The organism is Pseudomonas lactis (genome assembly GCF_001439845.1).
Lineage (GTDB): Bacteria > Pseudomonadota > Gammaproteobacteria > Pseudomonadales > Pseudomonadaceae > Aquipseudomonas > Aquipseudomonas lactis.
Map to the genome: position 1 here is coordinate 140,740 of NZ_JYLO01000005.1, position 13,941 is coordinate 154,680.

12 protein-coding genes are annotated in these 13,941 nt (G+C 61.5%); 9 read left to right on the forward strand and 3 right to left on the reverse strand.

From position 1 onward, the window contains the following. Nucleotides 1–8: 8 nt before the first annotated feature. The 4 genes from TX24_RS09570 (at nucleotide 9) to TX24_RS09585 (ending at nucleotide 3,494) form a co-directional block, all read left to right on the forward strand. Entirely contained in the window at nucleotides 9–1,022 is a 1,014-nt protein-coding gene (locus TX24_RS09570) for a putative 2-aminoethylphosphonate ABC transporter substrate-binding protein (RefSeq protein WP_003195177.1), read from the forward strand. A 123-nt stretch (nucleotides 1,023–1,145) separates the two neighbouring features. After that, nucleotides 1,146–2,276 carry a TIGR03364 family FAD-dependent oxidoreductase gene (locus tag TX24_RS09575; RefSeq protein ID WP_057710232.1) on the forward strand — a complete coding sequence of 377 codons (1,131 nt, stop codon included), beginning with the start codon at nucleotides 1,146–1,148 and terminating at the stop codon, nucleotides 2,274–2,276. After that, entirely contained in the window at nucleotides 2,273–2,827 is a 555-nt protein-coding gene (locus TX24_RS09580) for a phosphonate degradation HD-domain oxygenase (RefSeq protein WP_003195174.1), read from the forward strand. Before TX24_RS09575 ends, TX24_RS09580 begins: the two co-directional genes overlap by 4 nt. Before the next feature lie 91 nt (nucleotides 2,828–2,918). Further along, nucleotides 2,919–3,494: a hypothetical protein gene (locus tag TX24_RS09585; RefSeq protein ID WP_003195172.1), complete on the forward strand. Its 576-nt coding sequence runs from the start codon at nucleotides 2,919–2,921 to the stop codon at nucleotides 3,492–3,494. 45 nt (nucleotides 3,495–3,539) lie between these two features. Here the strand turns inward: TX24_RS09585 and TX24_RS09590 are convergent, their stop codons facing one another. Both TX24_RS09590 and TX24_RS09595 read right to left on the reverse strand, forming a co-directional pair. Continuing rightward, a complete protein-coding gene (locus TX24_RS09590; RefSeq protein WP_057710233.1) occupies nucleotides 3,540–4,919 on the reverse strand; it encodes a DUF3482 domain-containing protein in 1,380 nt (459 codons plus the stop codon). After that, nucleotides 4,912–6,291: a DUF2868 domain-containing protein gene (locus TX24_RS09595; RefSeq protein WP_034133998.1), complete on the reverse strand. Its 1,380-nt coding sequence runs from the start codon at nucleotides 6,289–6,291 to the stop codon at nucleotides 4,912–4,914. The genes TX24_RS09590 and TX24_RS09595 overlap by 8 nt, the downstream gene beginning before the upstream one ends. Before the next feature lie 69 nt (nucleotides 6,292–6,360). Between TX24_RS09595 and TX24_RS09600 the strand changes: the two genes are divergently transcribed. Next, entirely contained in the window at nucleotides 6,361–6,873 is a 513-nt protein-coding gene (locus TX24_RS09600) for a dihydrofolate reductase (protein ID WP_003195166.1), read from the forward strand. Between the two features lie 85 nt (nucleotides 6,874–6,958). On the opposite strand, the gene TX24_RS09605 is transcribed toward TX24_RS09600, so the two are convergent. Continuing rightward, nucleotides 6,959–8,350 (reverse strand): L-cystine transporter, encoded by a 1,392-nt coding sequence (locus TX24_RS09605; RefSeq protein ID WP_003195164.1) that lies wholly within the window; start codon nucleotides 8,348–8,350, stop codon nucleotides 6,959–6,961. Nucleotides 8,351–8,592: 242 nt separating this feature from the next. Between TX24_RS09605 and TX24_RS09610 the strand changes: the two genes are divergently transcribed. The 4 genes from TX24_RS09610 (at nucleotide 8,593) to TX24_RS09625 (ending at nucleotide 13,917) form a co-directional block, all read left to right on the forward strand. Then, nucleotides 8,593–9,654 carry an HAD family hydrolase gene (locus tag TX24_RS09610; RefSeq protein WP_057710234.1) on the forward strand — a complete coding sequence of 354 codons (1,062 nt, stop codon included), beginning with the start codon at nucleotides 8,593–8,595 and terminating at the stop codon, nucleotides 9,652–9,654. 213 nt (nucleotides 9,655–9,867) lie between these two features. Continuing rightward, complete coding sequence (locus TX24_RS09615; protein WP_057702093.1) at nucleotides 9,868–10,401, forward strand: RNA polymerase sigma factor; 534 nt, start codon at nucleotides 9,868–9,870, stop codon at nucleotides 10,399–10,401. After that, the gene (locus TX24_RS09620; protein WP_057710235.1) at nucleotides 10,398–11,345 is read left to right on the forward strand and encodes a FecR family protein; all 948 of its coding nucleotides are present in this window, start codon (nucleotides 10,398–10,400) and stop codon (nucleotides 11,343–11,345) included. Before TX24_RS09615 ends, TX24_RS09620 begins: the two co-directional genes overlap by 4 nt. 130 nt (nucleotides 11,346–11,475) lie before the next feature. Then, a complete protein-coding gene (locus tag TX24_RS09625; protein ID WP_057710236.1) occupies nucleotides 11,476–13,917 on the forward strand; it encodes a TonB-dependent siderophore receptor in 2,442 nt (813 codons plus the stop codon). The last annotated feature ends 24 nt before the right edge of the window (nucleotides 13,918–13,941 follow it).

Genomic DNA, 13,941 nt, shown 5'->3' on the forward strand with positions numbered 1-13,941 from the left:
GGTGCTCCATGTTCAAGCCCCTGGCGCTGGTCGCTGCAGTCCTCACGGCATTCAGCCTGAATGCTTTCGCCAAGACCGAGTTGACGGTGTACACGGCCCTTGAAGCCGAGCAATTGAAGACCTACAAAAAAGCTTTCGAACAGGCCAACCCCGACGTCGAGATCAAGTGGGTGCGCGACTCCACCGGCATCATCACCGCCAAACTGCTGGCCGAGAAAGACCGCCCCCAGGCTGACGTGGTGTGGGGCCTGGCCGCCTCCAGCCTGGCGATCCTCGATCAGCAAGGCATGCTGGAAAACTACGCGCCCAAGGACTTGGACAAGATCGGCAAAAACTACCGCGACGCCGCCAATCCTCCGGCCTGGGTCGGCATGGACGTGTGGGCTGCCACCATCTGCTTCAACACTGTCGAAGCCGAGAAACAGGGCCTCACCAAACCAATAAGCTGGCAGGACCTGACCAAGCCCGAATATAAGGGCAAGATCGTGATGCCTAACCCGGCGTCTTCAGGCACCGGCTTCCTGGATGTCAGCGCCTGGCTCCAGACCTTCGGCGAGAAGCAAGGCTGGCAGTACATGGACGACCTGCATCAGAACATCGGCCAGTACGTTCACTCCGGCTCCAAGCCGTGCAAGCTGGCGGCCTCCGGTGAGTTCCCGATCGGTATCTCCTTCGAATACCCGGCGGTTCAGCTCAAACGCCAGGGCGCGCCGCTGGACATTATCCTGCCCAAAGAAGGCCTGGGCTGGGACATCGAGGCCACCGCCGTGATCAAAGGCACTGCCCACGCTGACGCAGCGAAAAAACTCGCTGACTTCTCCGCCAGCACCGCGGCGATGGATCTGTACAAGGACAACTTCGCCGTGCTCGCCCAACCGGGTATCGCCAAGCCGCAGACCGAATTGCCAGCGGACTATGAGCAACGGTTGATCAAGAACGACTTTGTCTGGGCTTCCAAAAACCGTGACAGCATCCTGGCCGAATGGCGTAAGCGTTATGACGGCAAGTCGGAAAAACAGTAACCGATCGTTCCCACGCTCCGCGTGGTAACGCCGCTCTGGACGCTCCGCGTCCGCTTTTAAAGGTCGTGACGCGGAGCGTCACCGGATGAATTCCCACGCGGAGCGCGGGAACCAGAGGACAGTATGAGTAGTGATCTGTTAGTCGTCGGCGCCGGCATTCTCGGCCTCTCCCACGCCTATGCCGCCGCCAGGCGCGGCCTCAAGGTCAAGGTGTTCGAGCGCAGCGCCACGCCATTGGGCGCCTCAGTGCGCAACTTCGGCCAGGCACTGGTCACCGGTCAACCACCAGGGCCAATGCTGGACCTGGCGCGGGAAAGCCGCGAAATCTGGGGCCAGTGGGCGCAAGCGGCGGGCCTGGCGCTCAAGCGCAATGGCTCCTACCTGTTCGCCCGCACCGAAGCCGAAGAGCATCTGCTCGAAGCCTTCTGCGCCGAGCGAGCGCGGGAGCACGGCTACAACGTCGAGCTGCTGCAAGGCGCTGCCATGAACGACCTGTACGCTGGCCAGTTCCGTCATCACCGCGCCGCACTGCATGGCAAGGACGATCAGCAACTGTATTCCCGCGAGGCCATCCCGGCGCTGATCCATTATCTGAGCCAGGCGCTGAACGTGGAGTTTCACTTCTCCACCCTGGTGCGGGAGGTTGAACCGGGCCAGTTGCACAGCACGGCGGGCCGCTTTCGCGGCGAGCAGATCATCGTCTGCTCCGGCCACGATTATCAGACCCTGCTGGCCGACGCCATCGCCGCGCTCAACCCGCAAACCTGTCGCCTGCAAATGCTGCGCGCCCGGCCAGCGCTCAACCTGAACCTGCAACATGCCTTGCTCACCGGCTTGAGCTGCGTGCACTACGGCGCCTTTGCCGACCTGCCGGAAGCGGCCGCGGTGCAGGCGCAGATCCTGCGGGAAACGCCGTACCTGCACGAGCACGGCATTCACCTGTTGATCAGCCCAACGCCCCATGGCGAGTTGATCATCGGTGATTCCCACCATTACGACAGCGATCCGTCGCCCTTCAACGCCGAGCAGGTGGATGACTGGCTGATCGAACTGGCGCAGCAGACCCTGGGTTGCAAGGTCCAGGTGGTCGAGCGTTGGCAGGGTGTCTACGGTTCGCGCGGGCCTGGGCCGTTTTCGTTTGTGCAGGCGGCACCCGGCGTCAGCGCTGCCTTGATGCACACCGGCGTAGGGATGAGCGTGGGGCCGGCGATGGCCGAGCGTAATATCAGCACACTGTGGGGCACGACGCGATGAGCCCGGAACAGGCGATTGCCCAGGTGTTTGGCTTGTACGAGCAGCATGGCACGGCTGACTACATCGGCGAGCCGGTGTCGCAAATCGAGCACATGTCCCAGGCCGCACAATTGGCCATGGCCGAAGGGTTTGACGACGAGGTGGTGCTGGCGGCGTTCTTCCACGACATCGGCCACCTCTGCGGCCAGGGCTGCGCGAACATGGGCGGTTATGGTGTGGTCAGCCACGAGCGGCTGGGCGCCGATTACCTGCGCCGCGCAGGCTTCAGCGAACGCTTGGCCAAATTGGTGGAATACCACGTGCAGGCCAAGCGTTACCTGACCTTCAGCCAACCGGACTATTTCGCCCGCTTGAGCCAAGCCAGCCGTCGCACCCTGGGTTATCAGGGCGGCGTGATGAGCGCCGAAGAGGCCAGGGCTTTTGAACAGGACTCGCTATATGCCGTGAGTTTGCGTATGCGCCACTGGGACGAGCAGGCCAAGCAAACGCAGGTGCCGGTGTTGGATCTGCAACTGCTCAAAGCCATGGCCGCCCGACTACTGGCCGCGTAGACGGGCCTTACACACATCGCAGATACGCCGCCTGGAGCCTCGATAGCCCCCGCACTAAGGTGCTTGCTTCTTAGCCAAGGGAGCAACGCAGATGCGCTATTTGAAGGTAGTTGCACAGGATCAAACGGGAGATGGCCGGGCGAATACGGTGCGTCTTCAGTTCTACCAAGGTACGCCCTGCAATCAGGACGAGTTGCTCAATGAGGCCGTAGCCTATGACCTCACCTCAGACGCAAAGGTCGATTACAGCAGGGGAGACGTTACCAATGACGGTCAGGAAAGCAGTCTTGATCAAGCGTTGCTGGATCAATTTGCCAATGCCTATTTGAAGATCAACTGGGTGAATCGCGGCGCCAGTAGCCGGCTTTACATGAAGATCTTTTCCGAAGACTTCTATAAAGACGGCACCCCCGACACCGTGCGCCTGCACTTACACAAAGGCCCAGGGCTGCTGAGTTCGGACGCTCAGGTGTCTTGGAGCGCCGCCTATGATTTTGATAACAACGGTGAACTTGAGTGGAACATTCACGCCGACATCAACTGCGATGGCGTCATTGATGAAGTTGATAAGCACTTGGTCCAGCAATTGGCTGAGCTTTATTTGAAGTTCAATTGGCACACACCTGAGCCCTTCGATGCCAAGGTTGTGGATATTCAGGCACATTGATCAGTAAGCAAAAGACCACGCCGTTTGACGCTGCTTACTGAGCATTCAAGGCATGAGCCCCGGTTCATTCAGTTGCACCGACAATGCCTCGACCTGCTCCTGACGCTCGGCCTGGCTCAGTTTGGCGTGGGGGTTGAGGGACGACCATTGCGGATAGGCGCGGGCCTTGTGCAAGGCGTCCGGCAGCTTGCCTTCGCGCCAGGTTTTGTCCTGGGGCGTATCGACCTTGATGCTGTGCATCGCCGCATGGCCGCGCAGGTTCAGGGCCTTGAGCAGTTGGCGTTGGCGCAGGGCGAGCAGGCGCAGCACGCTATCATCGACGGTGAGTTCGCGTTGGCCCTTGATCTTGCCCATCAGGCGGCTGCCATAGCTGCGTGCGGTTTGCAGCGCACCGCCGGCAATCGCGCCGGCCAGGGCAGCAGCGCCCAGTGTCAGGCCACCGACCAGCAGATCCACGCCCGCACCGGCGGCCGCACCGGCGGCGATCCCGCCACCCACGCGCACGCCCAGTTGCTTGAGAGTTTCGGGGTTGAACAGGTCGTCGCCCCAGCGCCCGTCCAGCAACGGCAAGTCGCTGGCGGCGGCATCCTGTGGGCGGAAGCCGAACAGTTTGAGCAGGGCTTCGACGCACTTTTGTTCGCGCTGGCGCACGGCCTTGCGTAAATCACTGATGGCCTGGGACTCATCCTCGGTGGTGACGCTGCGGCGGCAGGCGGCGCAGTCGATCAGCAACTCGGCGATCAGCCGTGCCGCGCTTTGCTGGCGAGCCTGGCGCTGGGCTTCTTGATCGAGGATCAGGCGTTCCAGCTGGGGGCGGGCGTTTTCCAGCAGCAGGGCCAGGCTTTCATACAGCCGACGTTCGCCGTCTTCGGGCGGTGCCACGCTGTCGAAACGCACCAGCGCATGTAGGCCGAGGCGGGCCAGGGCTTCGCGCCAGTCCGGTTCGCGGTGGTCGCTGCTGCTGACAAAGTTGAGCACCGGCAACAACGGTTTGCCACAACTGGCCAGCACTTGCAGCTCGTCGCGGTACTTGGCCAGCACCGGCTCGCGGGCATCGATCACGTACAGGCCAGCATCCGAGGCCAGCAATTGGCGCAGCACCTTGGCTTCCTGTTCGAAACGCTGGCGTGCCTCGCTGCCTTCCAGGAAACGCGCCAGCCGCGCAGGGCCATCCAGGCGTTCACCGGGGCGGTCGAGGCGTTCCAGGTAATCGAGCAGGGCGATGGCGTCTTCCAGGCCGGGCGTGTCGTACAGCTCCAGCAAGGCTTCGCCATCTACCGATAGGCGCGCACCTTCCACGTGCCGCGTGGTACTGGGGCGATGGGACACTTCGCCAAAGCCGACATCGCGGGTGAGGGTGCGCAGCAGTGAGGTCTTGCCCACGTTGGTGTGGCCGACCACGGCGAGTTTCAGCGGTTTAGTCATGACCGGTCTCCAGCCAGCTTAACGGCGCGCAATCGGCAAACGACAGCTCAAGCTGTTGCAGCGCGGCATGCCAGTCGCCCAGGCGCTCGGCGTCCAGCGCCTGGCCCGGTGGTGCCTGCAGCAGCCATACGCGGGTGTCGCTGGCGCTGCGTGCCAGCTCGGCGATCAGCGCCAGGCTGCCACGGTCGGGCGAGCGGCGCGGGTCACAGGCGATGGCCAGGCGCGCGGGTGGGAAACGGCTGAGTTGCTCCAGCAGTTTGTTGCGTGATTCGCGGCTGTCGAGGATGCCGGCGTTCTTGACGTTGGCAGGCAGTTTGGGGGGCCACGGGTGTTGGTCGTCGAGTTCGATGGCGACTAGCAAGGCGCCATCACTCTCCAGCTCACTTGCGCCGCCGCTGATCGGGTGCAGGTGATCGGGCGCCACATCGTTGACCCCCAGGCGCTCGCTGCTGGGCATCAGGCGTTCGCGCAGTTGGGCGTAGCCGGGCAGGTTGAGGTCCAGGCGCAACGCTGCGCGCCCGCGTTTCCATCGCCACAGGCACAGCAGGGCGAGGATCAACCGCGGCAACAGGCCGTAGACCAGCAACACGCCCACCAGCCAGGCGGCCCAGGCTTGGCGGGCGCTTTCGATATTCAGCGCGGAGTCGCCGCTGGCGCGGATCATCTCCACGGTGGGCACATTGAAACCCAGCAGAGCCGGGAGTGTGCCGAGGGCCTGGGTCACGGCGACAAAGGTATCGGCGCCGAGAATGGTGGTTTCCCACACAAACCCGTAGCGGCGGGTGGCGAGCAGGGTCAGCAGGATCACCAGGGCGCTGAGCAAGGCCAGCAACCACAAGCTGTTGACCAGCACACCCACCGCCCAGCGATTGAGTTTTTGCCGTTGCAGCAACAGCAACAGCGCCGGGGCCAGTTGCGCGGCCTTGGCGTCACGCGCCAGTTTCTCGCTGAGCCACAACCACAGCCGGCCAAGGCTGGCGCTGTGTTCACCGGCAAACAGCAGGCCCAGGGCCCAACTGATCAGCAAGATCAGGTTCAGGCCGAGCAGGCTACCCAAGGCCCAGAACACATTCACCGGGGCCAAGCCATTGCCCAGCGCCGCGAACGCCAAACCGGCGCCGCTGATGACGGCGACCACCGCCAGTAACACCAGCGCCAGGCGTGCGCCTTGCAGCCAGCGGCTGAGCGCGGCGGCCAAACCATCGCGCTCGGCCAGGTGCAGCGCACGCTGCTGGATGCGCGTGGGCAGGTCGCCCCCGGCGGTGCGGGCCAGGCGGTTGGCTTCCAGGTCTTCCAGGGGGCCGGCGTGTTCTTCGCGCAAGCGCACGGTTTCTGTCAGCCAAAGTCTGTGCAGCGGGTTCAGTGCAGTCACGCGCCGTCCTGTCGTGTTGATGAGGTTGGAGCATAACCGCTGGCTCGCCGCTCTGGTATTCTCGTCGCCATGAAAAAAACTCTCCCTTTAAGCCTGATCGCAGCCCTCGGTGAAAACCGTGTGATCGGCGTCGACAACAGCATGCCCTGGCATTTGCCGGGGGATTTCAAATATTTCAAGGCCACCACGCTCGGCAAGCCGATCATCATGGGGCGCAAGACCTGGGATTCCCTGGGCCGACCGCTGCCGGGGCGCTTGAACCTGGTGGTCAGCCGTCAGACCGATCTTGTGCTGGAAGGTGCGCAAGTTTTTCCTTCACTGGACGCGGCGGTAGAGCGGGCTGAGGAGTGGGCCAAGGCGCAAGGCGTGGACGAGCTGATGCTGATCGGCGGCGCGCAGTTGTATGCGCAGGGGCTGGAACAGGCCGATCGCTTGTACCTGACCCGCGTGGCGCTGAGCCCGGAAGGGGATGCGTGGTTTCCAGAGTTTGATAGGAACCAGTGGAAGCTGGTGTCGAATGTCGAGAATCCGGCTGAAGGTGATAAGCCGGCCTATAACTTCGAGGTGTGGGAAAAAGCCTAAAAGCATCGCAGGCAAGCCAGCTCCCACAGTTTGATGTGTGGATACATTCAAATGTGGGAGCTGGCTTGCCTGCGATGGCGGTCTATCAGACCTGCGCTAACTCGGCATGCTCATCGGCATTCAACAGCGCTTTATCCGTCTGCCCCATGATCTGGCTGGTAATCGCCCCGGCCGTCATCGAACCATTCACGTTCAACGCCGTACGGCCCATGTCGATCAGCGGCTCCACGGAAATCAACAGCGCCACCAGTGACACCGGCAAGCCCATGGCCGGCAGCACGATCAGCGCGGCAAAGGTCGCACCGCCGCCGACGCCGGCAACGCCCGCCGAACTCAAGGTCACAATCGCCACCAGGGTCGCGATCCACAGCGGGTCCAGCGGGTTGATGCCCACGGTCGGCGCGACCATCACCGCCAACATGGCAGGGTAAAGACCGGCGCAACCGTTCTGGCCGATGGTCGCGCCAAACGAGGCGGCGAAACCGGCGATGGATTGCGGAATGCCCAGGCGACGGGTCTGCGCTTCAATGCTCAGCGGAATACTCGCAGCGCTGGAGCGGCTGGTGAAGGCGAAGGTCAGCACCGGCCACACCTTGCGGAAGAAGCGCAGCGGGTTGATCCCGGCCAGGGACAGCAGCAGGCCGTGCACCACGAACATCAGGCCCAGGGCCAGGTACGACACCACGACGAAACTGCCGAGCTTGATGATGTCTTGCAGGTTGGAACCGGCGACCACCTTGGTCATCAGCGCCAGCACACCATAAGGGGTCAGCTTCATTACCAGGCGCACCAGGCGCATCACCCAGGCTTGCAGGGTGTCGATGGCGTTAAGGACTTTCTGGCCTTTTTCCACGTCGTCCTTGAGCAGTTGCAGCGCGGCAACCCCAAGGAACGCGGCGAAAATCACCACGCTGATGATCGACGTCGGCTTGGCCCGGGCCAGGTCGGCGAACGGGTTGGCCGGTACGAACGACAGCAGCAACTGCGGGATATTCAGGTCGGCAACCTTGCCTGCGTAATCACTCTGGATCACTTGCAGGCGCGCCATTTCCTGGGTGCCGGCCACCAGCCCTTCGGCGGTGAGGCCGAACAGGTTGGTCAGGCCGATGCCGATCAGCGCCGCGATGGCCGTGGTGAACAGCAGCGTGCCGATGGTCAGGAAGCTGATCTTGCCCAGGGACGAGGCGTTATGCAGGCGCGCCACGGCACTGAGGATCGAGGCGAACACCAGCGGGATCACGATCATTTGCAGCAGTTGCACATAGCCGTTGCCCACCAGGTCAAACCAGCCGATGGAGGCTTTGAGCACCGGGTTGCCGTCGCCATAGATCGTGTGCAACGCCGCGCCGAACAGCACGCCCAGCACCAGGGCGAACAGCACCTTCTTGGCCAGGCTCCAGTTGGTACGGCGGGTTTGTGCCAGGCCCAACAACAGGGCCACGAACACCAATAAATTGAGAATCAGGGGCAGATTCATTGAAGCTCCGTTGAGAAGGCAGCCAATCGCGTGAGCCTGCGATTGCGAACCGGGAAGCCTAACAGCTTGAAATATATTGATTTAATACCGATATGGAATGGTAACTGTCGTTTTTGGAATAAGGGTTTGACGCTCAGGCGTATGCCCTTGGCGTGATCACGACGTCCTGGGTCGTGCTCGGGCGATAACTGTCATACGGATTTGTTAGCGTCGATGTCTTTCACTTGAGGGAGACAACGCCTATGAAGCTCGCGCCGAAACTATTGGTATCCGCCGCCTTTTGCCTCGGGCTTGCCAGCCAGGCGTTTGCCGCCACCGAGTTGAAACACTGGCCGGCACCTGCCGCCAGACAGCTCAACGAAATGATCGCCGCCAACGCCAACAAGGGTAACTACGCGGTGTTCGACATGGACAACACCAGCTACCGTTACGACCTTGAAGAGTCGCTGCTGCCGTTCATGGAAAACAAGGGCCTGATCACCCGCGAAACCATGGACCCTTCGCTCAAGCTTATCCCCTTCAAAGACACCGCCGATCATAAGGAAAGTCTGTTCAGCTACTATTATCGTCTGTGCGAAGTCGACGACATGGTCTGCTACCCCTGGGTTGCGCAGATTTTTTCCGGCTTCACCCTCAAGGAACTCAAAGTGCAGGTCGACGAGCTGATGGCCTCCGGCAAGCCCGTGCCGGTCAGCTATTTCGAAGGCGACGTGGTGAAAAAATCCGAGGTACAGCCGCCGAAAGTCTTCACCGGCCAGGCCGAGCTGTACAACAAGCTGATGGAAAACGGCATCGAGGTCTATGTGATGACCGCCGCGTCCGAGGAGCTGGTGCGCATGGTCGCGGCTGATCCGAAGTACGGCTACAACGTCAAACCCGAGAACGTCATCGGCGTGACCACGATGCTCAAGGACCGCAAGACCGGCGAGCTGACCACCGCACGCAAACAGATCACTGCCGGCAAGTATGACGAGAAGAGCAACCTCGGCCTGGAACTGACCCCTTACCTGTGGACCCCGGCGACCTGGATGGCCGGCAAGCACGCGGCGATCCTCACCTATATCGACGAGTGGAAAAAACCGGTGATCGTCGGCGGTGATACACCCACCAGCGACGGTTACATGCTGTTCCACGATGTGGACGTTTCCAAGGGTGGCATCCACTTGTGGATCAACCGCAAAGACAAATACATGACCCAGCTCAACGGCATGATCGCCAAGCACGCGGCGGCTCAAGCCAAGGAAGGGTTGCCGGTGACGGCGGACAAGAACTGGGTGATCGTCAAGCCGGAAGATATCCAATAAGACCGAGTCACCTGCCTTCGCGAGCAAGCCCGCTCCCACATTCGACCGAGTTTCAACCTGAAATGCGGTCAACTGTGGGAGCGGGCTTGCCCGCGAAGGCGGTCTTAAGAACACCGCCGACTCAAAGGCAAAATAGATATCAATTGCGAACTAATCTCATTCTTTGCTAGCGTGCGCACTCCCTGAACCGTCCGTTCTTCTCAAGGTAGTGCTGTGTCCTCCTGGAATACGCAGATCGCGCGCCTGTTCGCGGAGCAGAAGAAAGCCCTCGAAGCCTTCGTCACGCGCCGCACCGGCAGCGCCCAGGTGGCTGCCGACCTGACCCAGGAATCCTTCCTGCGCCTGGCGCGCCTGGAGTCCGGCGAGAAGATCGATAACCTACCCGCGTTCCTCTTCACCATTGCCAGCAACCTGGTGCGCGACCACCAGCGCCAGGCTATCCGCCGCGAGCGCCTGGATGCCGGCGCACCGAGCGAAGAACTGCCCTGCAGCAACCCCGGAGCCGACGAACAACTGGCCGCCTATCAGCAGGAGCGACTGATGCAGGATGCGATCCTGGGCCTGCCCGAGGCGACTCGGCAGATCTTCCTGCTCTATCATGTCGACGAGCTTTCCTACCGCGAGATTGGCGAACGCCTGTCGATCAGCCCGCGCAGTGTGGAATACCAATTGCGTCGCGCCTTGATTGAATGCCGTGGGTACATCAAGACGCGCCTAGCCTGCGATGCACAAGGACGTCGGTCATGACTGCCCTGCCTACTGCTGATGTGTTGTTCGAAGAGGCGTCCGGCTGGTATTTCCGCCTGCACGCCGAGGACTTGACCCCGGCTGAAATGGACGCCTTTGCTGCGTGGCTCGGGCAGGGCCAGGCGCAGGATGATGCCTGGCAGGAAGTGCAGGCGATGCTTGGCGGCCTGCGTGAGCCGGCGCGCGTCATTCGCCGTGCCGAGCAGGCCACCTGGCGTACACCGCTGCGGCGCTGGGCGTATGCGGCTGCCGTGTTGCTGGCCGTGGGCCTGACCGTGCAAAGCACTCCCTGGCTTGACCGCTTGCGCGCCGACTACGCCACCGCCACTGGCGAGTCGCGCAGCATCGAACTGGCCGATGGTTCCCACCTTCAACTCAACACCGACAGTGCGGTGCAAATCCGCATGAGTGGGGGTGAGCGGCAGATCCGTTTGCTGCGTGGTGAAGGTTTCTTCGATGTGACCAAGGACCCCGCGCGGCCCTTCGTGGTGCAGTCGGGCGACGGCTGGGTGAAAGTGGTCGGCACCCAGTTCAGTGTGACGCGACGTGATGACCAGACGCGTGTGCAGGTAGCGCAGGGCAAGGTTGAGGTCAGTGCAGGGAGCGGCACACCGGTCTATCTGGAACCGGGGCGGGCCGTGGAGTATCAGGGCCAGCACCTTGCCGACGTCCACGGTTTCGACCAGGCCAGCGGCTTTGCCTGGCGTCAGCGGCAACTGGTGTTCCGTCAGCAACCTTTGTCGGTGGTGGTCTCTGAGCTGAACCGCTACTGGCCCGGCAAGACGCTGGTGCTCGGTGATGCGTTGCGCAATCGGGTAGTGTCCGGCGTGTTCGAAATCGACAAACCCGATGCCGTGCTCAAGGCGCTGGAATACACCCTCAACCTGCGTGCCGAGCATTACACCCCGTATTTGCTGGTGTTGCGTGAAGGCAATGCGTCCTGACGGCAATTTCTCAAAATATTTTCAGGGTTTCCCCGTAAGCCATCGTCCTTGATCACTGAGGCGTAAATAGTAAGCACTCTCAAGTAGTGCGGCGCCGATCACAGACTTTTTGTACCGGGGAGCACCATTCATGGCACACCGATTCGCCACACGGCCCTTGCTGGCCTTGGCCATTTCCTTGGCCAGCTGTATCGCGCCGTCGTACCTGCAGGCCGCGGAGGCCAACCAGGCCCAGACCTACCGCTTCGATATTGCCGGGCAGGGCCTGGACGCTGCGCTGGCGGCGTTCTCGGCGGTGACGCGGGTTCAGGTGCTAGTGAATGGGGAGTTGACCCAGGGGGTGATATCGCCGGGTGTGAAGGGCAACCTGGGGCAGCGTGAAGCCTTGGCGCAACTGCTCGGCGGCACGGGGCTGAGCGCGGCGTTTATCAATGCCGATACCGTCACCCTGGAAAAACGTGTGGTAGCAGGCAATGCCCTGGAAGTGGGCGCCACCACCATCACGGCCGAACGCCTGGGCGTCACCACCGAAGGCACGGGCTCGTACACCACGGGGGCCGTGACCCTGGGCAAGGGCGAACAAAAACTCAAGGACATCCCGCAGTCGGTCAGCGTCATGACCCGCAAGCAGATGGATGATCAGAACACCACCAAGCTCTCTGAAGTGGTCAAGCGCACGCCCGGCCTGACAGCGACCAAGTCTCCCGGCTCCGGAATGTTCATCTTCTCCCGCGGTTTCGAGGTTGGCACCCTGCAATACGACGGTGTGGGAATTCCACGTAACACTTACACCTTGGGCAGCTATCTCACCGAAAACATGGCCATTTACGACCGCGTCGAGACGCTGCGCGGCCCGGCCGCCTTGCTGCAAGGTGCCAATAGCCCCGGCGGCACCATGAACCTGGTGCGCAAGCGCGGGCAGCAAGCGCCGACGGCGACCATTACCGCCAAGGCTGGCTCATGGGACCACTACGGCACTCAGGTCGATGTCGGTGGCCCGCTGAACGCCGAAGGCACCTTGCGCGGCCGCTTCGTGGCGGATTACGACACCACCGACTCCTTCGTCGACTATGCGGGCGGCTGGAACCAGACGGTTTATGGCGCCGTCGACTACGATTTCACTCCCGACACCACCGTCGGCCTGGGCATCAGTAACCAGAAGGGCCATTCGCGCCCCAACTTCATGTCGTTGCCCCGTTATGCCGACGGCAGTGATATCGGTCTGCCGCGTTCGACATTTGTCGGCGCCAGTTGGAACCGCAGCGTCAACAATCAGACTCAGGTGTTTGCCGACATCGAGCACCGCTTCAACGATAACTGGAAAGTGAAAGCCGCACTGGTAGCCATGGATGAGCACAACGACGCAACCTACCAGGCGACGTGGGACACGGTACCCGTCGGCGGTGGCACTGTGCCCTATGTGGATTGGATCACCGACTTCAATACCAAGAGCCGCGGCGCGGATGTGTATGTAAACGGCAAGTTTGAGGGGCTGGGCTTCCAGCAGGAAGTGGTGCTGGGCGCCAACTATTCCAAGCTCACCACCGACGACCTTTGGGCACGGGCTTCAAATCCCGGCGCGGATATCTTCAACATCGACCACAACCGCCCACAGCGCGACAAATACCAATTGTTCCAGGAGGGTGCCGCCTCGAAGAGCTGGTATGACATTCGCCAGAAAGGCATCTATGGCACCTGGCGTGTGAAAGTCCTGGACCCGCTGACGTTGATCGTCGGTGCGCGTACCAGTTGGTATGACTATTCCTACATTGGCCAAAGTGGTTTCAAAGGCACATATGGTGCCCCGCAAGACAATACCACCCAGTCCAATGGCAAGGTTACGCCCTACGCCGGCCTGGTCTATGCGCTCAACGAGCAGTGGTCGGCGTACGCCAGCTATGCCGATGCCTTTGAGCCGCAAACCAACCTGACCACCTCCGGCTCCCTGCTCAAGCCTATCGAGGGCAAAAACTACGAGTTGGGCATCAAGGGAGAGCTGGCTGACGGGCGCCTCAATACCTCGTTTGCGATCTTCCGTTACGATCAGGAAAACCGTAGCGTGCAGGACCTGCAAGGGCCAATGAACTGCAATGGTTGGTACTGCTCGGTCGCCTCTGGCAAGGTCCGCAGCCAAGGCTTTGAAGCCACACTCAGTGGTGAGGTGCTGCCAGGCCTGCAGCTGGCCTCCAGCTACACCTACAACACCACTGAATTTCTCAAGGACGACACCTACGAAGGCAAGATTTTCAGCACCTGGACCCCCAAGCACTTGCTCAAGGTCTGGGGTGATTACCAGTTGCCGGGCGATTGGCAGCATTGGAGCGTGGGTGCCGGTGTGTCCGCGCAAAGCAGCACCGAAGCCTATGACCGTACGTTCAGCGTGCCGGGCAATGCACTGTGGGATTCGCGGGTGGCCTACAAGATCAACCAGGAATTCACCGTGGCGGCAAACCTGAACAACATGTTCGACAAGAAGTATTACATCCCGGCCTACAACGCGAACTGGGGCAGCAACTACTACGGCGACCCACGCAATGTGATGTTCACCATGACCTACACCCCACAGTTCTAAGAAATTACCTATATCCAATGTGGG

What these genes read in the sequence shown, in the direction of transcription:
- TX24_RS09605 (WP_003195164.1), bottom strand. Translation starts at nt 8,350, where the DNA reads ATGAATCTGCCCCTGATTCTCAATTTATTGGTGTTCGTGGCCCTGTTG.
- TX24_RS09620 (WP_057710235.1), top strand. Translation starts at nt 10,398, where the DNA reads ATGACTGCCCTGCCTACTGCTGATGTGTTGTTCGAAGAGGCGTCCGGC.
- TX24_RS09570 (WP_003195177.1), top strand. Translation starts at nt 9, where the DNA reads ATGTTCAAGCCCCTGGCGCTGGTCGCTGCAGTCCTCACGGCATTCAGC.
- TX24_RS09600 (WP_003195166.1), top strand. Translation starts at nt 6,361, where the DNA reads ATGAAAAAAACTCTCCCTTTAAGCCTGATCGCAGCCCTCGGTGAAAAC.
- TX24_RS09590 (WP_057710233.1), bottom strand. Translation starts at nt 4,919, where the DNA reads ATGACTAAACCGCTGAAACTCGCCGTGGTCGGCCACACCAACGTGGGC.
- TX24_RS09625 (WP_057710236.1), top strand. Translation starts at nt 11,476, where the DNA reads ATGGCACACCGATTCGCCACACGGCCCTTGCTGGCCTTGGCCATTTCC.
- TX24_RS09585 (WP_003195172.1), top strand. Translation starts at nt 2,919, where the DNA reads ATGCGCTATTTGAAGGTAGTTGCACAGGATCAAACGGGAGATGGCCGG.
- TX24_RS09580 (WP_003195174.1), top strand. Translation starts at nt 2,273, where the DNA reads ATGAGCCCGGAACAGGCGATTGCCCAGGTGTTTGGCTTGTACGAGCAG.
- TX24_RS09610 (WP_057710234.1), top strand. Translation starts at nt 8,593, where the DNA reads ATGAAGCTCGCGCCGAAACTATTGGTATCCGCCGCCTTTTGCCTCGGG.
- TX24_RS09575 (WP_057710232.1), top strand. Translation starts at nt 1,146, where the DNA reads ATGAGTAGTGATCTGTTAGTCGTCGGCGCCGGCATTCTCGGCCTCTCC.